The following is a 21,700-nucleotide window of genomic DNA, read 5'->3' as shown; positions in this document are numbered from 1 at the left end:
TCGCAACTCCGAGAGAAGGAATCGAACCCATGGAAAAGCTCGCGATCGAGACGAGAGGGTTGAAGAAGAGCTTCGGCACGACCCACGCGGTCGCCGGTGTGGACCTGGCCGTGAGCGCCGGGGGCGTGTACGGCGTGCTCGGTCCGAACGGGGCGGGCAAGACCACCACGATCCGCATGCTGGCCACGCTCCTGCGCCCCGACGCCGGAGAGGCGCAAGTGCTCGGCTACGACGTCGTGCGTGACGCCCAGGCGGTGCGGAGCAGGGTGGGCCTCACCGGGCAGTTCGCGTCGGTCGACGAAGACCTCACCGGGGTGGAGAACCTGTTGCTGCTCGCCAGACTGCTCGGCTACTCACGCCGCCGAGGCAGGGAGCGGGCGACCGACCTGCTCGACGCGTTCGGTCTTGCCGAGGCGGCCGACCGGCAGGTGAAGAAGTACTCCGGCGGGATGCGCCGGCGCATCGACATCGCGGCGAGCCTGGTCGTCACCCCCGAACTGATCTTCCTCGACGAGCCCACGACCGGGCTCGACCCGCGCAGCAGGAACCAGGTCTGGGAGATCGTCAGGGGCATGGTCGCCGAGGGCGCCACCGTGGTGCTGACCACGCAGTACCTCGACGAGGCCGACCAGTTGGCCGACCGGATAGCGGTGATCGACCACGGGAAGGTGATCGCCGAGGGCTCGAGCGGCGAGCTCAAGGCATCGGTCGGCGCCGGCTCGCTGCACGTACGGCTACGTGCGCCCGAGCAGCGGGCCGAGGCAGAGCGGGTCCTCGCCGGCGTCCTCGAGGTGGCGGCCGAACCGTCCGCTGACCCGGCCGCGCTGTCCGCGCGGATCTCCGACCCCGAGCGGGTCGCCCGCGCCCTGGCCGAGCTGTCCCGCAGCGGCATCGACGTCACCGAGTTCGCGCTCGGTCAGCCGAGCCTGGACGAGGTGTTCCTCACCCTGACCGGACACGCCGCCGAGGAGACACCCGAGGAGGATGCCGCATGACCGCCACGTCCGCGGAGCAGGGGTCGGCGCCGGTCACTGAGGACGCGCTGCGCAGCGTGCTGTTGGCCGGTGAGCGGCCGTCTCGCCCCGGCCCGGTGCGCACCTCGTTGACATTCGGCTGGCGCGCTCTGCTGAAGATCAAGCACGTCCCGGAGCAGCTCGTCGACGTGACCATGTTCCCGATCATGTTCACGCTGATGTTCACCTACCTGTTCGGTGGCGCGCTCGCCGGGTCGACTCAGGAGTACCTGCAGTTCCTGCTGCCCGGGATCCTGGTGCAGGCGAACGTCATGATCACCATGAACACCGGCATAACGCTGAACACCGACATCCAGAAGGGGGTGTTCGACAGGTTCAGGTCACTTCCGGTGTGGCGACCGTCGCCGCTGGTCGGCGCCCTGCTCGGCGATGTGATGCGCTACTCGATCGGGTCGGCGATCGTGATCACGCTCGGACTGGTCCTGGGGTTCCGGCCGGAGGGTGGCGCCGTCGGCGTGGTGCTCTCGGAGGTGCTGCTGCTGGTGTTCTCGTTCTGCCTGTCGTGGCTGTGGACGATGCTCAGCCTGATCCTGCGCACGCCGAACTCGGTGGCGGGGGTCAGCATGATGGTGATGTTCCCGCTGACGTTCGTGAGCAACATCTTCGTGGACCCGAAGACGATGCCCGGGTGGATGCAGGCGGTCGTCGAGGTCAACCCGATCACCCACCTGGCGACCGTGGTACGCGGCCTGATGGACGGCTCGGTGCCCGCCGGGGAACTCGGCTGGGTGCTCGTCTCGTCCGTACTTCTCGTCGCGGTCTTCGGTCCCATCACCATGGTCCTCTACCGCAAGAAGAAGTAGATGCCGCTACCGCGAGCACTTGGTCGAAATCAACTCCGACAACCCGGCCCACTCGGCCAAAGCCATCACCGCTACCAGACCCGGACACGACAAGGAGAGCCGAATGAGCACCATCCCCAAGAAAAACTCGGAAACCGTTGCGCGCACGCCCGGGCGGGCGGGCAGCATCGGGGTCTGGATTCTGCACGTCGTGCTGGCGGCGATAATCGCCGGCGGCGGAATCTCGAAGCTCGCCGGCGACCCGGTCATGGTGGACATGTTCGCCGACATCGGGGCTGGCCAGTGGCTCCGGTACCTGGTCGGAGCGCTGGAGGTCGCGGGAGGGGTTGGACTTCTGATCCCGGCTCTGGCGGGCCTGGCCAGTCTCGGGTTGGCGGCATTGCTGACCGGTGCTGTCATCACCGATCAGTTCGTGCTCGAGCAGAGCCCTTGGCTGCCGCTCGCCTTACTCATGGTGGCGGCCGTGATCGCAAGGACGCGGTGGTCGCGCACTGAGGCCGTCGTCGGCACGCTGCTCAGGCGCTGAGACAAACCTCTCGAACGGAGATGTGAGATGAACGAGATGGCCTTTCGCGTGACATCAAACGATGGCACCACCATCGCCTACGACCGGAAGGGAAGCGGTCCGGCCGTCATTCTGGTGGGCGGAGCACTCGACGAGGGGGTGGAGAACGCTCCCTTGGCGCCGGCTCTCGCCGAGCACTTCACGGTCTACAACTATGCCCGTCGGGGACGCGGCGCGAGCGGCTTCACCGAGCCGTACGCCGTGGAAAGGGAGATCGAGGACCTGGATGCGTTGATCGCGGAGGCGGGCGGCTCGGCACACCTGTTCGGGGCGTCCTCAGGCGGCGCGCTGGCGCTGGAAGCGGCCGCGGCCGGGTCAGCCATCGACACGATCGCCGTGTGGGAGGTGCCCTACGCGGTCGGGGACGACATCCGCCAGCGATTCGAGGAGTACGTCGCGGACACCCGACGCGCCTTCGACGCCGGGCGAGACGAGGAGGTTCTCGAACTGTTCATGCGCTTGAGCGGCGCCTCCGACGACAACATCGCGGCCAGGAAAGCGGCAGGCAAGCAGACGGCGCATTGGGCGCATTCGGTCGCCCTCGCGCCCACGCTGGTCCACGACAGCGTCTTCGTCAACCGCTACCAACTGCCGGCCGATCGACTGGCAACGGTCACCCAACCGGTCCTGGTCACCACCGGAGGACCGATCACGGTCCCCTATATGGCAGGCCTGCCCTCGGACTTCTTCGACCGCGCAGCCGACGAGCTTGCAGACCTACTACCCCACGCTCAACGGGAGACCCTCGAGGGGCCGGATCACGTCGTCGACCCACAGACCGTCGGCCCGCTGTTGCTACGGTTCTTCAGCGAACACTGAGGGGCCCGCGAGGTGTTGCGGGAAGACCGATTAGGCACCGCGCAAGCAGATCTTCGTCGCGCCAGGGACACGGGGGACAGGTGGTGTCGAGGTTGATGTCGTCGGCGGCGGCTCCGTCGTCGGTCGTACCCCGCACTCCGGGCCGACTCAGTACCGCCCACCGAAGCCCTGCGCAGCACGTGAGGAGAAGGCCTCGGTCGCGATCGCGTCCAGTGAGTCCTTCGGCGGCTGGACCAAGACCTTCACCGACCCCCGGCTATGTGCAGCCATCGTCGACCGACTCACCTTCGGCGGCACCATCCTCGAGACCGGCACCGACTCCTACCGTCTGGCCCAAGCCACAAGGCAGCGGACAACCTGACACCCGTCGGGCGCGGAAGCGGTGTCGACGCAAACCAACATCCGCGGCACCGACACGTGCCCGGCGGTGTCAGAACTCGCCAACAAGCGGTGTCGGACGAAACCTCCGCAGCCACGCGTCGTCCGGTCGGTGCGGTTCAGCCGAACGGTAACCCGGCGCGGGTGTGGGAGCTGCCGACCGGGCATGAGTGCATGATCACGATGCTTGCTGAGCTCGCCGAGCTGCTGCTCAGGGTCGGGCGGCGCGGTTGATCTCGGGCATGTGGGTTTCGGCCCAGTCGCGTAGGGCTGCGAGAGGTTGGTCGAGGCTCTGGCCGAGTGGGGTCAGGGAGTAGGAGACCGCGGGTGGAACGGTCGGCTCGACTCGGCGTACGACGAGGTGGTCGTTCTCCAGTCCGCGCAGTGTCTGGGCGAGCATCTTGGCCGAGATGCCGGGGGTGCGGCGTTTGAGGTCGGCGTACCGGAGTTCGCCTGATTCGGCGAGGGTTTTGACGATCATCGCGACCCATTTGGTGCCGATGCGGTCGAGCAGTTGCCGGGTCGGGCAAGCAGGGTTGAACAGGTCGCCGCGTGGGGTGGTTACCCCCGAGTGACCTGGTGGCGCGGAAGTGCCGTCTTCCATGCTTCCTCCGAGGTTCGTAGCGTTCATCAGGTAGCCAAGGTAATCAGAGGAGCCTCGTGATCGACGTCGGTACCGGGTCAGCTGTCGTTCTACTGCACGGATTTCCGCATACGTATCGGCTGTGGGACCGGATCACGCCCCGGCTCGCGCAGACGCACCGGGTGGTCGCGCCTGATCTCGTCACCGGCGGTTCGGCACTCGAGTTGGCCGAACGCCTCGAAGGCTTGCTCGACGATCTCGATATCGAGAGCGCGACGATGGTCGGGATCGATGCGGGTGTCGCGGCGGCGATCGGGTTCGCGTTGCAGCGTCCGGACCGTACGCAGCGGCTTGCTGTGATGGAAATGGTGTTGCCAGGCGTTGCGGGAGCAGAGGCGTTCACGCAGAACGGCTTGCCGTGGTGGTTCGGCTTCCACCAAGTGCCTGGCTTGGCTGAGAGGGTGCTGGTCGGTCATGAGCGTGAGTACATCGAATGGTTCCTTCGCGCCGGGACGGTCAGTGGGGAGGGGATCGGCTCCGAACTCACCGATGCCTTCGCCGCTTCCTACCAAGGAGAGTCAGCGCTTGCCGGCGCCTTCGAGCATTACCGGGCGAGGTCCCGTACTGCGGAGGAGCTGGCCGAGCTCCTCCCCACCCGGGGCCTCAAGGTTCCCGTACTTGCCATCGGCTCCCACCCGGTCGGCCAGACCCTGGCGAAGCAACTCGTTCCCTTCGCCGACGACCTCACCTCGATCCAGCTCGACGACTGCGGCCACCTGATCCCGTTGGACGCACCGGACCGCCTGCTGGCGGCGCTGATCCCGTGGCTCGACGCTGACTGATCGTTCAATCCGAGCCGGCGGTAGTCGTCGGGAGCGAATCTCCTGAGCTTTGATCAGCCAGTCATCGCCTTTATGGGTCCCGCTCCTCTCGATGCACTCGTCGCCGGCACGTTCAGCTACTGGACCGAGGCAAGACCAGACTTCACCGAATTGGCCGGCTCACGGCTAGAAGCGGTAGCCCATGCCAGGTTCGGCGAGGACGTCCTGGCTAGGCTTGGGGCGATGAACTGCCTGCGCTGGTGCACACGACGAGGGTCCGTCAGGGCTCTGATCGCCGTGCTGCTCCTGGCAGGTGTGTTCGCCATGCACGGCCTGACCGGAAATCACGACGCCGCGATGGCGGTCGGCCATCAGATGGCAGGCAGCCCGCCAGGACAGTCGGCCTTCCTCGGTACCGAATCGCCGGTACCTGGTCAGCCGCAGGCCGGTGCGTCGGCTGCGTCGTACTCGGCAGATCATGGGCACGCGTACAACCCCGCCATGATTGGTGTTTCCGGGCACGTCGAGTCCTCGCTCGAGCTGACCGCGCGGCCGGACGGCCACGGCCATATCCACGCGATGGACGATGTTTGCCTGGGGATGCTCGTCGCGCTCCTGCTCGCGCTGATCGTCGCTCTCGCCCGGTGCAGCCTCACCGCTGCACACCCGGTCCAGCTGACCGGCTCCCCGGTCCTCGTGGCGGTTGACGACCCGTCACCGCTCTGGTGCCGACCGGTCTTGTCGAAGCTCTGCGTTCTGCGGACGTAGGCCGAACTCTGCCCACTACCGGGTGCGATCGCCTTGAAGGCGGCGCCCGGATTCACGCAGTTGTTCAGCTTCGACGACAAGGACTCAACTATGCGACACCACCTGTGGAAGACCGCTGCCCCGACGGCCCTGATCGTCTTGGGCAGCCTCACCCTGTCCGCGTGCGGCGACGACACCGACAGCGGCTCCATGCCCGGCATGAACCACGGCACCCCGTCAGCCAGTGCTTCGACCAGTACGGCCGGAGACTTCGACGACGCCGATGTCGCGTTCGCCACCCAGATGATCCCTCACCACCAGCAGGCCGTGCAGATGGCGACGATGGGCGCCCGCAAGGCAACCACAGCCGAGGTCAGGAAGCTGTCCCTGGCGATCAAGTCGGCACAGGATCCCGAAATCAAGACCCTCACCGGCTGGCTGACCGGCTGGGGCAAGCCCGTGCCGGTCGCAAACCACCACGATCACAGCAACGAATCGATGCCCGGGATGATGACCGAGGACGAGATGTCCGACCTCGGCAACGCCCAGGGCGCGATGTTCGACCGGATGTGGACCGAGATGATGATCGAGCACCACAAGGGCGCGATCACCATGGCCAAGACCGAACAGACCGCCGGCAAGAACGCCGACGCGATCGCTTTGGCGAAGAAGATCCAAACCGACCAGAACCGCGAGATCGCCATCATGCAGCGCCTACTCGGCCGCCTCCCGGCCAACTGACCCACCGCTGATTCCCGACGGCAGACGCCGACGCACCACATCGTCCGGCGTCTGCCGTCACGCTCCGGATGGACAGGGTTGCGCTGTCGCCGTGGTCCGTGCTGTGAGACGGCGGTCGGCGCCGCAATTTGGGGCGCCCGGCTCACAAACCTTTGGCAACTCGGCCTAGGTCAGCCGCCAGTGACCACGAGGAGGAGGCCGGAGATGATGAGGCCGGCTTCGACCAGGATGACGAAGATGGTGACGGGTAGGCGGTCGAGGATCTTCTTGCCGGCCCAGGCGCCGCCGGCTGCTGCGGGTGCGAGGGCGAGGCCTATTAGTCCGGTACGCCAAGTGAGGACGGCTGCTGCGCCGAAGACGATCAGTTTGGTGAGGTGCATGACGACTGCGGAGGCGGCCTCGGTGCCGATGTAGGCGCCTCGGACCATGCCGCGGGCGAGGAAGAACGGGGCGACCATGGGGCCGACGCTGCCGACGAGTGCGGATCCGAATCCGGATGCGGCACCGAGTGCGGCGAATCCGCGGTCGCCGACTCGCGCTGCGTTCGGGCGGATCCGGCGCCAGACAACCATCGCGAGCAGAAACACTCCGATGATCCGGGTCAGTGCTTGGAGCGGTGCAGTGGTTAGAAGCAGTGCACCGGCCACAGCAGCAGGTACTGCGCCGGCGGCGAAGATCATCACCAGACGCCGGTCGATCTCGTGACGGTTGAACCAGACCCGGCTCCCGTTGCTGGCCAGCTGCGCAACGGTGAGGACGGCGACCGCGTCGCGAGGACCGAAGACCGCGACGAACACCGGCAACAGCAGCACCCCACCACCGAAGCCCGCAATGGCCGACAACAACGCAGTAGCGAACGACGCCACGACCAGGAGTGCAGCCAGCAACACCTCATGCGTCATGACGTGAGCTTCGCAGACGATCGAGGCCATCGGGCTGAGACGGAAGCCTTGCTCGATGTAGCCCTGGCCGGGCAACGGGTGGGCATGCAACGACGCATCACTAACCGCACCGTCGAGCTGTACCAGTAGCTGCTCGTTGCCCGCGCGACTCGCCCCCGCATCAAGGGATTCGCCGCGCATGCCCAACCACGCTGGCCGGACTGCGCCCGGCCCGTCACGCTCGCAGCGCCCTCATCGGACAGCCGCCCTCGACAAGCGAGTGCCTACTCTCGCATTCGCGCGACGGAAGAGCGCATACCCAGCGCGGGTGGGAGCGCCGAGGCGGCGAGCGGCGGAGGAGCGAGCAGGTGAGGCAGCGTGGGGTGGTTCAGCGGACGGTGGGGGCTGCGGGGGAGGAGAGCGTGGTGGAGAAGAGGCGGTTGTCCAGTTCGTTGAGGGCTAGGCGGATTGCGCCTAGGGCGACTGAGTCGGCGCCGAGGGTGGAGGCTCGGACTTCGGGGACTCGGAGGCAGAGGCGTTGGAGTTCGGCGGTTAGGGGAGCTAGGACTAGGTCTGCGGAGCGGGAGAAGCCGCCGCCGTAGATGACTACCTGGGGGTCCAGGGCTAGGACTAGAGCTGCGGCGCCTACGGCCAGGTCTTTTACGTAGCGGGAGACAGCGGTTTTGGCGGCTCGGTCGCCGTGGCGGGCGGCTTCGAAGACCCAGGCGGCGGCGTCGTCGGGGCTGACGCTGGCGGGGACGCCGGGGCAGTTCTCGAGGTGGGAGGGGGCGGCTAGCCAGCGGACCTGTTTGAGGGCGCCGATCTCGCCGGCGGCGCCGCCGTAGCCGCGGCGGAGTACGCCGTCGAGGATCAGGCCGGCGCCGATGCGCATGCCGGCCAGGACGTAGATGACGTCGCTCGCGTCGCTGGCGGCCCCCTTCCAGCGCTCGGCGAGGGCCGCGAGTTTGCAGTCGTTCTCGACGATGATCGGGCAGGAGAAACGGCCGGCCAGGTGTGCGGGCAGGTCGACCTGGTCCCAGCCGGGGAGCGGGGTGAAGAGGGAGGTACGTCCGGAGGAGTCGACCGGGCCGGTGACACCGATGGTGACGGCCCAGACATCCGCAGGCTTCTTCTTCGTGGCGGTGAGGCATTCCTCGATCGCCTCGTCGAGCGCCGCGAGTCGTGCCTGAGGGTCGGCGTCCGCGGCGACGGCGGCTCGGTGGCTGTGGAGGACTTCGCCGTTCAGGTCGGCGACCAGTGCGAGCACCTTGTGTACGCCGACATCGACGCCGAGAACATAGCCGGCGGTACTACGGAACTGGTACCGCCGTGCCGGCCGCCCCACCGCACTACTGGTACCCGCCTCGATCACGGTCGCCCAGCCATCGGCCACCAGGTTCTGAGCGATCAAATCGACGGCCGGACGCGACAGCCCGGTGCGCTGCGACAGTTCCGTCACCGTCGACGGCGGGTGATCGCGAAGCGCCCGGACGATCGTCAGCGAGTTGAGTTCGCGCAGCCGCGGAAGGTCCACGCCGGCGACGGCGCCATCTGTCACGGCTGGTCGCTCCTTCGTGTTGCCATCTCGGCAACATTATCAACTGATCGGATAGGCAGACCCGCTCTGCGGACCGACCGCGGGCGTGAAGTCGACGTCCCGCCCGTCGATCCGGTACCGGTACCGCCCGACCCGCTCGATCCGCGGCGTACTACTCAAGTACTCGTTCATCGCCTGCAACTCGTCAGGTCGCAGCCAGGAAGGCGGATCGGACACCGCCCGGAACCGGCAGATGTCGGCGAGATCGCGCAGCCACTCCTGCTGCTGCTCGGTCAGCAGGTTCAATCGGCTGCGGAAGTAGACGACATCAGGATCGACCTCGGCCAGCGGCGCCTGCCACAGCCGGTGCAGCGTGTTGACGACCGCGTTGCGGGCCATCGCGTCGGACGGATCGTCGCTGGCGTAGTTCTGCCACATCGGCGCGACATCCGGCCCGCTGCGTAGCCCGTCGAGCAGCCCGAGCGACGGCAGCAGCAGCGCACCGCTGCCCAGCAGGTACACATCATCGCCCGCAGTCCGGCGGATCAACTCCAGCGCATCACGATAGGCCTCCTCACGCCCAGCACCATTAGCCCGTACGCCGGGCGCTGCCGCCGCGTTGATGAAGTCAAGCTTCAGGTACCGGAACCCCCACTCGTGGACGAGCCGTTGCGTCAGCTCAACGAGATGCTCCTGCACAGCCGGCAGTGTGACGTCGAGCGCGTAGTACCCAGTACCCCAGTTGTACCCGGCAACAACCGGCGCACCACTCACATCGCGCAACAACAGCTCGGGACGCTCAAGGGCGATCCGGGAGGAGGGGAGCGCGATGAACGGCGCCACCCACAACCCCGGCGCCATACCGGCATCCGAGATTCGCGAAGCCAGCGCGCTCATGCCGGAAGGGAACTTGCCATTGGCGTACCAGTCGCCGACCATCTCCTCCCAGCCGTCATCGACCTGTACGACATCGAAAGGCAACCCGTCCAGCGCCTCGATGTCCTTGGTGAGCTGCTCCTCGGTGATGTCCTCGTAGTACGCGTACCAGGAACACCACACGTTCCCCGCCCGGTTCCGCCCGTGCCCCAAAGCCTCGGCGAGCTGCCGGGCATAGGCCGCGAACACGACCTCTTCGGGGCCATAGGCAATGAACCAGGGCGCGGCGCCCGTCTCGTACCACCCAGCCAACGTGTCGCGATCGGCGGTCAACCGCGGCACCCCCAGGCCCAGCGCGCCAAGCAGCAAGACGCTTCCGTCCTCTCCCTGGAGAGCGGCGACGGCCGACGAGTGGTGGCGACAGGGGTCGTCCCACGCGTCGTCGTCGGCCGTCACTCGGCGTACCGGATTGGCGATCCGCAGCGGCTGGTCGGACAACCGGCGCCAGCCGCAGGGGCTCCAGGAGTTCTGTCCGTGCCGGTAGAACAGGCCGTCTCCGAGGTCGTGCAGGAGGGCGACCCGCCCCGCCGGGAGGATGATGCCTCCATCGGCGGCGCGCGGAACGCCTGGTCCGTCGTGGCGTAGAGCGAGGGTGTGTCCGGCCACATCGAGGAGCAGAGTCATGCTCTTCCTTCTACTTGAGCGCTAGATACGTGGCTACTTGAACAGAGCGTTGACCTGGTCGTTGGCCTTCTTCAAAGCCGTCGCCGAGTCGGACTGGCCCAGTACCGCGGACTGGATCCCGTCCTGGACCAGCTGGGAGATCTCGTTCCCGTGCTCGCTGACCGGGAGGAAGAAGGTCCCGCCGGGCGCCTTGGCCTCGTCGACGAAGACCTGCACGTTCTGGCCCTTCGCCTTGTGCGCAGCCAGCGCCTTGTCACCGGCGGCGGTGATCGCGGGGAAGACGACGCCGTTACCACCGACGATGTTCTGGCAGTCGGCCGAGCCGAGGAACTTGACCCACTTCCACGCCTGCTCCTGGTGCTCGGTACCGGCGTTGATCGCGTCCGACAGGCCGTTGATCGCCGTCTTGCGTCCCTGCGGTCCGGTCGGCAGCGGCGCGAACGCGAACTTCACCTTGGCGTCCGCGGCCAGGTAGCTGTTGATCATCCACGAACCGGCGAAGGTGATGGCGCCCTTCCCGGCGCTGAGCAGGGCATCGCGCGACAGCGTCGAGGCCTTGTCCAGCGGGGGAGCGTACCCCTTGGCGATGAGCGACTTGAACCAGTCGATGGTCGCGGCGAGCTTCGGGTCGTCGTACTTGTACCGCGTGCCCCAAGGATTCTTGTCGAGGAACTCGAACCCGTTGCTGACGGCAAGGTTCCCCCAGCCGTTCTGCCCCTGCGACCCGTCGGCCCACTCGGGCAGGAAACCATAGGTCTTGATCTTCGACTTGTCGAACGAGGGGTCCAGCCCGTTGCGCCCTTTCTCGTCGACGGTCGCTTTGGCGATCAGCTGCTCGAAGGTGCCGCCGTCGGAGGGATTCCAGGTGAGGTTCTCCAGCTCCGCCGGCGCGATGCCCTGTGCCTTGAGCTGCGTGGTGTTGTAGACCAGCGCCATCGTGTCCCAGTCCTTCGGCAGGCCGTACCGCTTGCCGTCCTTGGCGTACAGATCCGCCAGCCCGGCCTGGTACTGCGACAGGTCGACCTTGTCGCGATCGACGAACGGCTGGATGTCGAGGATCTGGTTGCTGGTGACGAACTGCGGGTAGTACGACGCCTGGTCGGTCCACACGTCCGGCGCGTCACCAGCGGCCAGCTGGGTGGTGAGGTTCTGCCAGTACTGCGCCCAGGCGGTCTGGGTGATCTTGACCGTGATGTCCGGGTTCGCGGTGTGGAACGCGTCGGCACACGCCTGGTACGACGCCTTCTGGTTGTCGTCCCACAGCCAGTACTCCAGCGTCACCGCGCCGCCGGATCCGGAATCGTCGCTCGAGGTGCACCCGGTCAGGGCGGTCAGCGAGAGGGCCAGCGCTGCTGCGCCCAGGGTGATGCGGTTCATGACGTCCTCCGATGAATGGTTGCTGACGGCAAGGAGCTACTTGCCGCCGGTGAAACTGAGTGACTGCACCAGTCGCTTCCCCAGAAAGACGAGCAGCAGCAGGACGGGTAGGACCGAGAGGGTGGAAGCGGCCATCAGGCCGGTCCAGTCCGGTTGGGTGTTGGGCGATTGCTGCAGGAACACGCCCAGGGCGACGGTCACCAGGCGGTGTTCCTCGCCCCGGCCGACCAGCAACGGCCAGAGGAAGTCCTTCCACGCCCAGACGGTGGTGGTCAGACCGATCGTGATCAGCGGCCCACGGCTCATCGGCATCGCGACCCGCCAGAACATTCCCCACGGCCCGACGCCGTCGAGGATGGCGGCCTCCTCGACCTCGCGGGGCAGGGAGAGGAAGAACTGGCGCAGGAAGAAGACCGCGAACGGGGTCATCAGGATCGTCGGCGCGACCATACCGGCCATCGTGTTGATCCAGCCGAGCTGTTTGACCAGGATGAAGTTCGGCAGCAGGGTGAAGATCGGCGGCACCATCAACGCGGAGACCAGCAGCGTGAAGGCGAGATCGCGACCGGGGAACCGCAGCCGGGCGAAGGCGTATCCGGCCATCGAGCAGAGCAGGGTCTGCACGCCGGCGATCAGCCCGCAGTAGATCACCGAGTTCAGCAGGTACCGGCCGAAGTCCAGGTGTGCGCCCGAACCACCCGCCGCCCTCGCCTCCGCCTCGGTGGTCAGACCGAGTACTCGGGCGAAGTTGATCAGCGTCGGTTGATGGGGGAGCAGCGAGCTGCTGTCGTTGTAGAGGTCGGCCGCCGGGGTGAGCGCGGTGCGGATCATCCAGTAGAACGGGAAGATCGTCGCGAGCAGGAAGACGGCCAGGAAGACCCAGGCCAGGACGCGTCCCGGGGTCCGGCGGTTGGACGATCTCATCGCTGCGCCTCTCATGCCAGGTCCGAACTCGACGCCCGGAGCAGGCGGAGCTGGACGAAGGTGAACACTCCGAGCACGAGCGCGAGGAAGACCGCCGCGGCGGCCGCGTAGCCCATGTGGAAATAGCTGAAGGCCTGCTGGTAGATGAAGAAGTAGATGACCCGGGTCGCGGACACCGGCCCGCCCTTGGTGGTGACGGCGACGGTGTCGAAGATCTGGAACGAGCCGATCAGGGACACGACCAGTACCAGCGCGAGCACCGGTCGCAGCAGCGGCATGGTGATCCGGGCGAAGATCCGCAGTTCGCCGGCCCCGTCGATCGACGCGCTCTCGTACAGGTGTTGCGGGATTTGGAGCATTCCGGCGTACAGGAGGAGCGCGGTGTATCCGGTGTAGGCCCAGGTGTTGATCCCGGCGACCGCGGGCATCGCCCAGTGCGCGTCGGTGAAGAAGCCGACCGGGCCGAGGCCGACCGCGTGCAGGAGATGGTTGACGAGTCCGAGATTGGTGTCCAGCAACCACATCCAGAGCAGGCCGATCGTCACGTTGGGCACCAGCCAGGGCAGGAGTAGTGCTGCCCGGAGTACGACCGAACGGGTCAGCCTGTGCATCAGGGCCGCGACGACCAGGGCCAGCACGGTCTGCGAGCTGATGTTGAGCACGACGTAGTACGCCGTGACGAGCATCGAGCTCCAGAACTGCCGGTCGGCCAGCAGGTCGGTGTAGTTCTCCGCGCCGACGAACGACGGCGTACCGAGCATCGTGTAGTCGGTGAGCGAGTACCAGACGCCGCGGACCGCCGGATAGGCGTAGAAGACGGCGAATCCCACCAGGACCGGCGCGACGAACCACCATGCGACCCGCCGGTCGTCCCGTTGTCTGGCTTGGCCCATTGCTGTCCCTCGATCGGCTCCGGCGAACTCTTGTCAGGTGGCTCGCTCTGGATTAATGATGTAGTTATTCGGAAGTTTGTCAACACTTCTTCATATTCGCCCCGAGGAGAAGCCATGCCCCTTCGTATCCGCGGCCGCCGCCTGCTGGCCGCGCTCACCGCCGTCACGGCAGCGCTCAGCCTGAGCGTCGCGGCGGTGACCCCGGCCGGCGCGGCTCCGGCCGGACCGCCTGCCCGGCCCGCGCCACCGGCCAGTCCCGATCCGGCCCTGCAGGCGCACACTCTGCAGGCCGCCGACGGCCCGCTCGACAATCCACTCAAGGGGTTCGCGCGCTTCTACTCGCCGGGCGCGAACCAGAACACCGGCTACCCGCACGCGCTGACGTGGGGTTACTTCGGCCTGTCCGAGGTGATGACGAACGCCGCGAACTGCGGCAGCTACAACTGGAGCATCCTCGACAACATGCTGGCCGAGACGGCCGCGCAGGGGAACCAGGCCGCGATCCGCTTCTACATGGTCTATCCCGGCGGCACCGGCAGCCATCCGGCGAACGCGATCCCGTCCTGCTTCAACGGCCAGGTCAACTACCGGACCGACACCTACTGGAACGTCACCGAACCCGACTACGACAGCCCGTACCTGGTGAACGCGCTGAAGAACTTCATCGCCGCGTTCGGGGCCCGGTACGACGGCGACCCGCGACTCGGGTTCGTCCATCTCGGCCTGATCGGGCTCTGGGGCGAGTGGCACACCTGGCCGTACGACACCGACACGTCCGACGGCTTGCCGAACTACATGCCGACCGACGCGAACGGTGCGCAGATCGTCAACGCCTACGACAACGCGTTCAGCACGACCAAGCTCGAGATCCGCTATCCCGATGCGGCCGGCGGGGCGGCGAACAGCCGGGATGTCGGGTATCACGACGACTCGTTCTGCTACCGGGAAGGGTCGCCGCTCGCCGGGGTGACGCTGCCACAGTCGCTGGGCGGAGCGTCGTACTCGCAACTGCAGCGCAACCTCGGTACCGGAACCGAGAACAAGTGGATCAACGACTCGATGGGTGGTGAGGTGCGGCCGGAGATCCAAACCGCCGCCTTCGACAACTGGCCGGGCGGCTCGGGTGCGGTCGACAACATGAAGGCTTGTATCGAACTGGAGCACACCACTTGGAAGATCAACGAGCAGTCGGCCAGCTACTCGTCGGGCAACGCCAACGTGGCCGCCGCGGTCCGGCTGATGGGCTACAACCTCACCGTGAACAAGGCCTACTTCCAGAACACGGCCAGCGGGACGACCAACCTCGGCGTACAGATCAGCAACACCGGCGTCGCGCCCTTCTACTACCCGTGGAAGGTGACGGTGGGGTTGAAGAACAGTGCCGGTACGGTCGTGCAGAGCTGGGACACGAACTGGGATCTGCGGACGATCCAGCCGCTGAAGATCCGGGCGTTCCCGGACTGGAACGTCGGTGCGGATCCGACGTACCGCGACTTCGGTTATCCGCAGTACTTCCAGACGCCGGTCAACCTGGCAAACGTGGCCCAGGGCAACTATCAATGGGTACTGCGGGTGAAGAACCCGCTCGAGGCGACCTCGGCCAACGCCAAGAAACTGCGCTTCGCCAACGCGACCCAGAACGCCGACGGGTGGGTCGGGCTGGGGGCCGTCACGGTTGGTACGGGCGGCAGCGTGCCCACCAGCTATGAGGCCGAGGCGGGCAGCCTGGCGGGTGGGGCGGTCGTTTCGTCGTGCTCCGCTTGCTCGGGCGGTTCGAAGGTCGGGTACATCGGCAACAACCTCGGTACGTTGTCGATCTCGGGTGTCAACGGCGGTACCGGCGGCGCCAAGCCGATCACGATCTACTACGCGTCTGCTGTCGCCCGCACCGCCACCGTCAACGGTCAGTCCGTCACCTTCCCGGCCACTGCCGACTGGAACACGGTCGGCTCGGTCACGGTGACTCGGACCCTGCAATCCGGTGGTGCCAACACCATCTCCTTCAGCAACTCCGCCGGTTGGGCACCGGACATCGATCGGGTGGTCGTCGGATAGCTGGGCCGCACCCCACGGCTGCTAGGTTTCCTGAAGCCTGGCAGCCCTGGGTCGGGCCTTCTCTCCTCGGGAGTCCGTATGCCCGCACCTGCCCTCCAGATCGGCGTACTGACGCCGTTGACCCAACCTGGCTGGACCTCCGCGGGCCGGAGTTTGCTTGCTGGGATGGAGCTCGCTGTCCGGGACGTGGACTCGTCTGGTGGTATCGCCGGCCGCCCGCTCGAACTTCAGGTCCGAGACACCGCTGCCGACCCGCCTCGGGCTTCAGCGGCGGTCGATGAGTTGGCGGCGTTGGGTGTTGCCGCCTTGGCGGGGGAGTATCACAGCGTCGTCGCCCGCGCGGTCGCTGCCCGAGCCGATGCGCTGGAGGTGCCTTTCCTCTGCTCGTCGGCAGTCCTCGACGACCTCACGTCAGCACCTACGGACTGGGTCGCTCGACTCGCTCCGCCGCAGTCCCGGGGCTGGCGGCTCTACGCCGACTACCTGCTCGGAGAGGGCCATACTCGCATCGCAGTAACCACTCAGCCCAGCGTCTACTGGCTCACCGGGACCCGCATTCTGCAGGAGCACTTCGCCGCCCACGGCGGTACCGTCATCGAACTCGACGCGAGCGATCCCCTCGTGTTGTGCGATGCCCTCGCCTCCAGCCACGCGACGGCTCTTCTCCTCCTGGTCGGCCACCCGGAGCCGGCCGTCCCCATCGTCAAAGCAATCCGTGGCGACCAGCGACTGGCCAACCTCGTGCTGGGCGCCCCAGCCGGCCAGCCGGAGTTCGCCGACTGGGCGGCGTTGCTCGGCGAATCCGGCACGGCAGTCCCGTTCCTGCGCTACCTTCCCGAACACCTGACCCCGCTCGGCTCACGAGTCCTCGATCGCCTGCCCGAAGCCTCGTCGTTCGTCGCGTATGAGGGCTACGACACGATCGCCGTCCTAGCCGACGTACTCCGCTCCCACGGCCCCGACCGCACCCGCATCGCCGCCGCCTGGCCAACCGTCGCCGTCGACGGCACCCGCGGAAAGATCCACTTCACCCGCGTACCCGGCATCAACGTCTGGCAATGGCCCACACCCCCGATCCAGATCGCCGACCGCGATCCTGCGTCCCTGAACCACTTCCGCACCCTCCACACCAGCTGAGAGCTATTCAGGCAGTCGGCCGGTGTCGATGACGTGGCGGGCGACGATGGAGAGGCGCTGGTTGCGGTCCTGGGAGTAGCGCTGGAGGACGGTGAAGGCTTGGACCGCGTCGAGCTTGTACCGCTCCATCAAGCGGCCGACAGCCTGACCGACCTCCTTGCGTGAGTCGACGGCTTGGTGCAGGGAGTCTCCTACGCGCAGGCATGCCAAAGGCCCGGGCGCCGGACTCTGGACGCTGACAGTGGCCCGATCCTAAGCGGTTCGGATTGTCCGAGTGACCGGCGGCCTGCGAGAGATTCCAGAACAAGCAGTACGGCGCCGTGGAGGTACCGCTGACGCCGTGGCTGCTCTGCCCTCAGTCCTTGGCTTCTTGCTGCAGCTTGTTCTGGAGGTCGTCCTTGGCCAGTGCTGACGCGCCGCTGAGGTCGAGGTTGCGGGCCTGCTGCAGCAGCTGGTCGCGGGTGACGTCTTCGGGCTGCTCGCCGAGGTGCTGTTTGCGGCTGGCGGCGAAGGCCTCACCGAGTTCGGTCAGGCGGGCGGTGGTCAGCTTGGCGCGCATGCCGGGGAGGACGCTCGACTCTTCCTCGTTGACGTGGTGGGTGATCGCCTCGACCAGCTTGTCCAGGGCCTGGTCGAAGGCTGCCGAGTCAGGGTCGATGGCGGCCAGCTTCTCGAGCAGCTGGTCGGCCTCGATGTGCTCTTCCTGGCTGTGCTCGACGTCGTCGGCGATGCCGGCTTCGGCCGCGGCGGCCGGATAGACCTCGGCCTCCTCGGCGCGGCTGTGGGCGAAGAGGAGGGTGGTCAGGACAGGTACCAGGTTCTTCCGCTTCTCCGGGTGCTTCTTGAGCTCGTCGAAGAGGCGCTCGACCTCCCGGTGGTCCTGCATGATCAGATCGACGACATCGCCGGCCATAGTGGGGCCCTTCGGTGGTGTGGCAGCCGGCGTGCGGTTCACGCCGGCGAATCAGACCTGCCGGTACCCGGCCCCAATCCTCGCGGGGCAAGTACGCCCGGAGGCGTCGGTGCATAAGTTCGTGGTTCCTCCGGCTGGGCGCGGGTACCGGTTGTGGACACCACAACTGGAGGAATGCACTCATGGGCAACACCACCGAATCGGTCGACGTCGAGGCGCCGATCAGCGCGGTTTACAACCAGTGGACGCAGTTCGAGTCGTTCCCGGAGTTCATGGACGGGGTCGACGAGATCAAGCAACTCGACGCCACCCACACGCATTGGGTGACGAGTATGGCCGGGGTGACCCGGGAGTTCGACGCGACGATCACCGAGCAGCACCCCGAGGAGCGGGTCGCCTGGAAGTCGGACACCGAGCCGCGGCATGCCGGGGTCATCACCTTCCATCGGCTGGGTGACACCACGACGCGGGTCACGGCGCAGATGGATCTCGATCCGGAGGGATTCGCCGAGCAGGTGGCCGACAAGACCGGGCTCATCGGCGTACGGGTGAAGCGGGATCTGCTGAGCTTCAAGGAGTTCATCGAGAAGCGCGGTGTGGAGACCGGCGGCTGGCGCGGCGACGTCGAACGCCCGGACGCCCGATGACGAAGGGAACTCGGCATGGGTGACTACGAGGCATCGACGACCGTGGCGGTGTCCGCGCAGGTTCTGTTCGGATACCTGTCCGACGTCGAGCATCTGCCGGACTATCTGCCGCAGATGACCGAGGCTCATCGCACCGACGGCGACCAGGTCGAGGTTGCCGCCGTCATCCAGCCTGAGGGTGGTCCGCAGCGTGAGGTTTCGGGCAAGGCGTGGATCGAGGTGGTCGAGGAGGGCAAGAAGCTGAAGTGGGGAGCGACGGGGGCGCACGACTACCACGGCGAGCTCGACATCGGCCCTGCCGCAGAGGGAACCTCACTGCTGACCGTCCGCCTGCACACCGACCACGCCGAAGGGCCGTCCATCGACGACGGCCTGCGACACACCCTCGCCGGAATCAAGTCATCCGTCGAGAACCAGGCCGGCTAACCGGCCTCGGCGGGGCGAAGGGCGAGTGCCGTGATACCCACGGCCCTCGCCCTTCAGGTGTCCCCGCGCAGTCGCCTCGGCTTACGCGATCTGGCGGCGGTAGGTGCGGAGGGCGAAGAGGTAACCGACGATCAGGATGCCCAGGCACCAGGCCAGCGCTGTCCAGATGTCGTTGCCTACGGGCTGTTCGGCGAACAGGCGCTGGATGGTGTTGACGATCGAGGTGACCGGCTGGTTCTCGGCGAAGGCGCGGACCGGGCCGGGCATCGTGTCGGTGGGGACGAAGGCCGAGCTGATGAACGGCAGGAAGATCAGCGGGTACGAGAAGCCGGCAGCCCCGTCGATCGACTTGGCCGACAGGCCGGCGAGGATCGCGATCCAGGTGAGCGCCAGCGTGAACAGCAGCAGGATGCCGGCCACCGCGAGCCAGGCCAGCGGGCCTGCGGAGGTACGGAATCCCATCACCAGACCGACCAGCACGATGATCACGACCGAGATCGCGTTCGCGACCAGCGAGGTCACCACGTGCGCCCACAGCACGGACGAACGGGCGATCGGCATCGAGTGGAACCGTTCGAAGATGCCGCTCTTCATGTCGGTGAACAACCGGACCGCCGTGTACGCGATCCCCGACGCGATCGCGATCAGCATGATGCCCGGCAGCAAGTAGTTGACGTAGTGGTCGGTACCGGTCTTGATCGCCCCGCCGAGCACGTACACGAACAGCAGCATCATCGCGATCGGCGTGATCGCGGTCGTGATGATCGTGTCCGCGCTACGGAAGATGTGACGCAGCGACCGGCCCAGCAGGACGCTGGTGTCGCCGAAGAAATGGGTGGTCATGCCTGGACCTCTTCACTGTCGTTCCCAACGAGGGCGAGGAAGATCTCTTCCAGAGTCGGCTGCTTCTCGACGTACTCGACCTTGGCCGGCGGAAGGAGTTTCTTCAGCTCGGCGAGAGTGCCGTTGGCGATGATCCGGCCCTGGTGAAGTACCGCGATCCGGTCGGCCAGCTGCTCGGCCTCGTCCAGGTACTGGGTGGTGAGCAGAACCGTCGTACCGCCCTTGGCCAGCTCCTGCACCACCTTCCACACGTCGAGCCGTGCCTCGGGGTCGAGCCCCGTCGTCGGCTCGTCGAGGAAGATCACCTCCGGCTGACCGATCAGGCTCATCGAGATGTCGAGCCGCCGGCGCATACCACCGGAGTACGTCGAGACCTTCCGCGAACCCGCGTCGGTGAGGTTGAACCGGCTCAGCAACTCGTCCGCCACCTGACCCGGGTTCTTCAGGTGCCGCAACTTGGCCACCATCACCAGGTTCTCCCGGCCGGTCAGGATCTCGTCGACCGCCGCGAACTGCCCGGTCAGACTGATCGACTCCCGAACCCGCAGCGGCTCGGCCGCGACATCGAAGCCGTTGACGACGGCGGTACCGGCGTCCGCCCGCAGCAGCGTCGACAGGATCCGCACGATCGTCGTCTTCCCTGCCCCGTTCGACCCCAGCAACGCAAAGATGCTCCCCGGCGCGACCTCGAAGTCCACACCCCGCAGCACCTGCAACTCCTTGAACGACTTCTCCAGCCCCCGTACCTGGATCGCCGGGCCTTCCTGTGCCGTCATCACACCGCTCCTACCGTCGCGCTCACCAATGTGCTCATGCCGCCATGCTGTCCACCACCCCTGACACGACGCTGACACGGCGCCCCCGCGCCGCCTCGCCGCTCGCTCTAATGAGGGTTGAGCGAAGGAGGAGCGAAACGCGAGGGGGCGTGGGGGATGCGGGGGTAGGGGATGCTTGGGGGGTGATGGTCAAAGGGGAGTTTGAGCGGGATAGCCGGTACATCGCGACCCGGATTACGGAGGACGGGCGGGATGGGTTTGCGGTAGAGGCGGGGCGGTATCGGTTGGTGGTGGCTCGGGCTTGTCCTTGGGCTCATCGGGCGGTGATCGTGCGGCGGTTGCTGGGGTTGGAGGATGTGCTGTCGGTCGGGTTTTGCGGGCCCACGCATGACAAGCGGAGTTGGACGTTCGATCTTGATCCGGGTGGGGTGGATCCGGTGCTGGGGATTCCCCGGTTGCAGGATGCGTACTTCAAGCGGGATCCGAAGTACCCGAAGGGGATCACGGTGCCGGCGATTGTTGATGTGCCCAGTGGCGCTGTGGTGACCAATGACTTTGCGCAGATGACGCTTGATCTGTCGACGGAGTGGACGGCGTACCAGCGGGAGGGGGCGCCGGAGCTCTACCCGGTGCACCTGCGGGACGAGATCGATGAAGTTGCCAAGCGCATCTACACCGAGGTGAACGACGGGGTGTATCGCGCCGGGTTCGCGTCGTCGCAGGAGGCTTACGGGGCGGCGTACGAGCGGCTGTTCGTGGCGCTGGATTGGCTGTCCGAGCGGCTGCGGGACCGGCGGTATCTGGTGGGGGAGACCATCACTGAGGCGGATGTGCGGCTGTTTACTACGCTGGTTCGCTTTGATGCGGTGTATCACGGGCACTTCAAGTGCAATCGGAGCAAGCTGACCGAGATGCCGGTGTTGTGGGCGTATGCGCGGGATCTGTTTCAGACGCCGGGGTTCGGGGACACGGTCGACTTCGTGCAGATCAAGGAGCACTACTACGTGGTGCACACCGGGATCAATCCGACGCAGATCGTTCCCCAGGGGCCGGAGCTGTCGGGTTGGCTCACGCCGCATGGGCGGGAGTCGTTGGGTGGAAGCCCGTTCGGCAAGGGCACCCCGCCTGGGCCGACCCGCGCCGGCGAGCAAGTACCGGTGGGCCACGGAGCCGGCTGAAGGCCCCCAGTTGCGGCCTAGGCTTGGGTTATGAGCTTCTCGCAGGCTGGATCGAATCGTCC

24 protein-coding genes are annotated in these 21,700 nt (G+C 66.7%); 13 read left to right on the top strand and 11 right to left on the bottom strand.

Annotation, left to right across the window (positions count from 1 at the left end; genetic code table 11):
* The first annotated feature begins 29 nt into the window (after positions 1–29).
* From ABD116_RS13405 to ABD116_RS41790, 5 genes are all read left to right on the top strand, one after another.
* Positions 30–995 carry an ATP-binding cassette domain-containing protein gene (locus ABD116_RS13405; protein WP_343968615.1) on the top strand — a complete coding sequence of 322 codons (966 nt, stop codon included), beginning with the start codon at positions 30–32 and terminating at the stop codon, positions 993–995.
* Complete coding sequence (locus ABD116_RS13400) at positions 992–1,837, top strand: ABC transporter permease (protein ID WP_343968614.1); 846 nt, start codon at positions 992–994, stop codon at positions 1,835–1,837. The genes ABD116_RS13405 and ABD116_RS13400 overlap by 4 nt, the downstream gene beginning before the upstream one ends.
* A gap of 103 nt (positions 1,838–1,940) precedes the next feature.
* The gene (locus ABD116_RS13395) at positions 1,941–2,363 is read left to right on the top strand and encodes a DoxX family protein (RefSeq protein ID WP_343968612.1); all 423 of its coding nucleotides are present in this window, start codon (positions 1,941–1,943) and stop codon (positions 2,361–2,363) included.
* 48 nt (positions 2,364–2,411) lie between these two features.
* Positions 2,412–3,221, top strand: a complete 810-nt coding sequence (locus ABD116_RS13390) for an alpha/beta fold hydrolase (RefSeq protein ID WP_343968610.1) — start codon at positions 2,412–2,414, stop codon at positions 3,219–3,221.
* A 49-nt stretch (positions 3,222–3,270) separates the two neighbouring features.
* Positions 3,271–3,582 (top strand): ATP-binding protein, encoded by a 312-nt coding sequence (locus ABD116_RS41790; RefSeq protein WP_425552089.1) that lies wholly within the window; start codon positions 3,271–3,273, stop codon positions 3,580–3,582.
* A 228-nt stretch (positions 3,583–3,810) separates the two neighbouring features.
* On the opposite strand, the gene ABD116_RS13380 is transcribed toward ABD116_RS41790, so the two are convergent.
* Entirely contained in the window at positions 3,811–4,203 is a 393-nt protein-coding gene (locus ABD116_RS13380) for a winged helix-turn-helix transcriptional regulator (RefSeq protein ID WP_343968608.1), read from the bottom strand.
* A 56-nt stretch (positions 4,204–4,259) separates the two neighbouring features.
* On the opposite strand from ABD116_RS13380, the gene ABD116_RS13375 reads away from it, so the two are divergent.
* The 3 genes from ABD116_RS13375 to ABD116_RS13365 all read left to right on the top strand — a co-directional run bounded on the left by ABD116_RS13375 (position 4,260) and on the right by ABD116_RS13365 (position 6,491).
* A complete protein-coding gene (locus ABD116_RS13375; protein WP_343968606.1) occupies positions 4,260–5,024 on the top strand; it encodes an alpha/beta fold hydrolase in 765 nt (254 codons plus the stop codon).
* Positions 5,025–5,096: 72 nt separating this feature from the next.
* On the top strand, positions 5,097–5,771 hold the full coding sequence (locus ABD116_RS13370) for a hypothetical protein (RefSeq protein WP_343968604.1): 675 nt from the start codon (positions 5,097–5,099) through the stop codon (positions 5,769–5,771).
* A 90-nt stretch (positions 5,772–5,861) separates the two neighbouring features.
* Positions 5,862–6,491, top strand: coding sequence for a DUF305 domain-containing protein (locus ABD116_RS13365; RefSeq protein ID WP_343968602.1), 630 nt, complete (start codon positions 5,862–5,864; stop codon positions 6,489–6,491).
* A 170-nt stretch (positions 6,492–6,661) separates the two neighbouring features.
* Here the strand turns inward: ABD116_RS13365 and ABD116_RS13360 are convergent, their stop codons facing one another.
* The 6 genes from ABD116_RS13360 to ABD116_RS13335 form a co-directional block, all read right to left on the bottom strand.
* Positions 6,662–7,573, bottom strand: coding sequence for a sulfite exporter TauE/SafE family protein (locus ABD116_RS13360; protein ID WP_343968600.1), 912 nt, complete (start codon positions 7,571–7,573; stop codon positions 6,662–6,664).
* Between the two features lie 187 nt (positions 7,574–7,760).
* Positions 7,761–8,930 (bottom strand): ROK family transcriptional regulator, encoded by a 1,170-nt coding sequence (locus ABD116_RS13355; protein ID WP_343968598.1) that lies wholly within the window; start codon positions 8,928–8,930, stop codon positions 7,761–7,763.
* 39 nt (positions 8,931–8,969) lie between these two features.
* Positions 8,970–10,469: a glycoside hydrolase family 36 protein gene (locus ABD116_RS13350; RefSeq protein ID WP_343968596.1), complete on the bottom strand. Its 1,500-nt coding sequence runs from the start codon at positions 10,467–10,469 to the stop codon at positions 8,970–8,972.
* A 33-nt stretch (positions 10,470–10,502) separates the two neighbouring features.
* Complete coding sequence (locus ABD116_RS13345) at positions 10,503–11,846, bottom strand: ABC transporter substrate-binding protein (protein WP_343968594.1); 1,344 nt, start codon at positions 11,844–11,846, stop codon at positions 10,503–10,505.
* Positions 11,847–11,882: 36 nt separating this feature from the next.
* Positions 11,883–12,770, bottom strand: coding sequence for a carbohydrate ABC transporter permease (locus tag ABD116_RS13340; RefSeq protein WP_343968592.1), 888 nt, complete (start codon positions 12,768–12,770; stop codon positions 11,883–11,885).
* Positions 12,771–12,781: 11 nt separating this feature from the next.
* Positions 12,782–13,663, bottom strand: a complete 882-nt coding sequence (locus ABD116_RS13335; protein WP_343968590.1) for a carbohydrate ABC transporter permease — start codon at positions 13,661–13,663, stop codon at positions 12,782–12,784.
* A 114-nt stretch (positions 13,664–13,777) separates the two neighbouring features.
* Between ABD116_RS13335 and ABD116_RS13330 the strand changes: the two genes are divergently transcribed.
* Positions 13,778–15,718, top strand: coding sequence for a DUF4832 domain-containing protein (locus ABD116_RS13330; RefSeq protein ID WP_343968588.1), 1,941 nt, complete (start codon positions 13,778–13,780; stop codon positions 15,716–15,718).
* Positions 15,719–15,796: 78 nt separating this feature from the next.
* The gene (locus ABD116_RS13325; RefSeq protein ID WP_343968586.1) at positions 15,797–16,855 is read left to right on the top strand and encodes an ABC transporter substrate-binding protein; all 1,059 of its coding nucleotides are present in this window, start codon (positions 15,797–15,799) and stop codon (positions 16,853–16,855) included.
* Positions 16,856–16,858: 3 nt separating this feature from the next.
* On the opposite strand, the gene ABD116_RS13320 is transcribed toward ABD116_RS13325, so the two are convergent.
* Together ABD116_RS13320 and ABD116_RS13315 are read right to left on the bottom strand one after the other, a co-directional pair.
* Positions 16,859–17,065 (bottom strand): ANTAR domain-containing protein, encoded by a 207-nt coding sequence (locus ABD116_RS13320; RefSeq protein WP_343968584.1) that lies wholly within the window; start codon positions 17,063–17,065, stop codon positions 16,859–16,861.
* 145 nt (positions 17,066–17,210) lie between these two features.
* Positions 17,211–17,768, bottom strand: a complete 558-nt coding sequence (locus ABD116_RS13315) for a hemerythrin domain-containing protein (protein WP_343968582.1) — start codon at positions 17,766–17,768, stop codon at positions 17,211–17,213.
* 182 nt (positions 17,769–17,950) lie between these two features.
* Here ABD116_RS13315 and ABD116_RS13310 point away from each other — a divergent pair, with 182 nt between their 5' ends.
* Positions 17,951–18,415, top strand: a complete 465-nt coding sequence (locus ABD116_RS13310; RefSeq protein ID WP_343968580.1) for an SRPBCC family protein — start codon at positions 17,951–17,953, stop codon at positions 18,413–18,415.
* A gap of 15 nt (positions 18,416–18,430) precedes the next feature.
* The gene (locus ABD116_RS13305) at positions 18,431–18,841 is read left to right on the top strand and encodes an SRPBCC family protein (RefSeq protein WP_343968578.1); all 411 of its coding nucleotides are present in this window, start codon (positions 18,431–18,433) and stop codon (positions 18,839–18,841) included.
* Between the two features lie 81 nt (positions 18,842–18,922).
* Here the strand turns inward: ABD116_RS13305 and ABD116_RS13300 are convergent, their stop codons facing one another.
* Together ABD116_RS13300 and ABD116_RS13295 are read right to left on the bottom strand one after the other, a co-directional pair.
* Positions 18,923–19,684 carry an ABC transporter permease gene (locus ABD116_RS13300; protein ID WP_343968576.1) on the bottom strand — a complete coding sequence of 254 codons (762 nt, stop codon included), beginning with the start codon at positions 19,682–19,684 and terminating at the stop codon, positions 18,923–18,925.
* A complete protein-coding gene (locus tag ABD116_RS13295; protein WP_343968574.1) occupies positions 19,681–20,460 on the bottom strand; it encodes an ABC transporter ATP-binding protein in 780 nt (259 codons plus the stop codon). The genes ABD116_RS13300 and ABD116_RS13295 overlap by 4 nt, the downstream gene beginning before the upstream one ends.
* Positions 20,461–20,504: 44 nt before the next feature.
* Between ABD116_RS13295 and ABD116_RS13290 the strand changes: the two genes are divergently transcribed.
* Complete coding sequence (locus ABD116_RS13290) at positions 20,505–21,638, top strand: glutathione S-transferase family protein (protein WP_425552087.1); 1,134 nt, start codon at positions 20,505–20,507, stop codon at positions 21,636–21,638.
* The last annotated feature ends 62 nt before the right edge of the window (positions 21,639–21,700 follow it).

The organism is Kribbella koreensis, assembly GCF_039525325.1.
GTDB classification, from domain to species: Bacteria; Actinomycetota; Actinomycetes; order Propionibacteriales; family Kribbellaceae; genus Kribbella; species Kribbella koreensis.
This window is presented reverse-complemented; position numbering and strand designations above follow the sequence as displayed.

Excerpts from the sequence above, each read along its gene's own strand:
- ABD116_RS13405 (WP_343968615.1), top strand. The coding sequence starts at position 30 with ATGGAAAAGCTCGCGATCGAGACGAGAGGGTTGAAGAAGAGCTTCGGC.
- ABD116_RS13400 (WP_343968614.1), top strand. The coding sequence starts at position 992 with ATGACCGCCACGTCCGCGGAGCAGGGGTCGGCGCCGGTCACTGAGGAC.
- ABD116_RS13395 (WP_343968612.1), top strand. The coding sequence starts at position 1,941 with ATGAGCACCATCCCCAAGAAAAACTCGGAAACCGTTGCGCGCACGCCC.
- ABD116_RS13380 (WP_343968608.1), bottom strand. The coding sequence starts at position 4,203 with ATGGAAGACGGCACTTCCGCGCCACCAGGTCACTCGGGGGTAACCACC.
- ABD116_RS13370 (WP_343968604.1), top strand. The coding sequence starts at position 5,097 with ATGGGTCCCGCTCCTCTCGATGCACTCGTCGCCGGCACGTTCAGCTAC.
- ABD116_RS13365 (WP_343968602.1), top strand. The coding sequence starts at position 5,862 with ATGCGACACCACCTGTGGAAGACCGCTGCCCCGACGGCCCTGATCGTC.
- ABD116_RS13360 (WP_343968600.1), bottom strand. The coding sequence starts at position 7,573 with ATGCGCGGCGAATCCCTTGATGCGGGGGCGAGTCGCGCGGGCAACGAG.
- ABD116_RS13350 (WP_343968596.1), bottom strand. The coding sequence starts at position 10,469 with ATGACTCTGCTCCTCGATGTGGCCGGACACACCCTCGCTCTACGCCAC.
- ABD116_RS13345 (WP_343968594.1), bottom strand. The coding sequence starts at position 11,846 with ATGAACCGCATCACCCTGGGCGCAGCAGCGCTGGCCCTCTCGCTGACC.
- ABD116_RS13340 (WP_343968592.1), bottom strand. The coding sequence starts at position 12,770 with ATGAGATCGTCCAACCGCCGGACCCCGGGACGCGTCCTGGCCTGGGTC.
- ABD116_RS13335 (WP_343968590.1), bottom strand. The coding sequence starts at position 13,663 with ATGGGCCAAGCCAGACAACGGGACGACCGGCGGGTCGCATGGTGGTTC.
- ABD116_RS13330 (WP_343968588.1), top strand. The coding sequence starts at position 13,778 with ATGCCCCTTCGTATCCGCGGCCGCCGCCTGCTGGCCGCGCTCACCGCC.
- ABD116_RS13325 (WP_343968586.1), top strand. The coding sequence starts at position 15,797 with ATGCCCGCACCTGCCCTCCAGATCGGCGTACTGACGCCGTTGACCCAA.
- ABD116_RS13315 (WP_343968582.1), bottom strand. The coding sequence starts at position 17,768 with ATGGCCGGCGATGTCGTCGATCTGATCATGCAGGACCACCGGGAGGTC.
- ABD116_RS13310 (WP_343968580.1), top strand. The coding sequence starts at position 17,951 with ATGGGCAACACCACCGAATCGGTCGACGTCGAGGCGCCGATCAGCGCG.
- ABD116_RS13305 (WP_343968578.1), top strand. The coding sequence starts at position 18,431 with ATGGGTGACTACGAGGCATCGACGACCGTGGCGGTGTCCGCGCAGGTT.
- ABD116_RS13300 (WP_343968576.1), bottom strand. The coding sequence starts at position 19,684 with ATGACCACCCATTTCTTCGGCGACACCAGCGTCCTGCTGGGCCGGTCG.
- ABD116_RS13295 (WP_343968574.1), bottom strand. The coding sequence starts at position 20,460 with ATGACGGCACAGGAAGGCCCGGCGATCCAGGTACGGGGGCTGGAGAAG.
- ABD116_RS13290 (WP_425552087.1), top strand. The coding sequence starts at position 20,505 with ATGCTGTCCACCACCCCTGACACGACGCTGACACGGCGCCCCCGCGCC.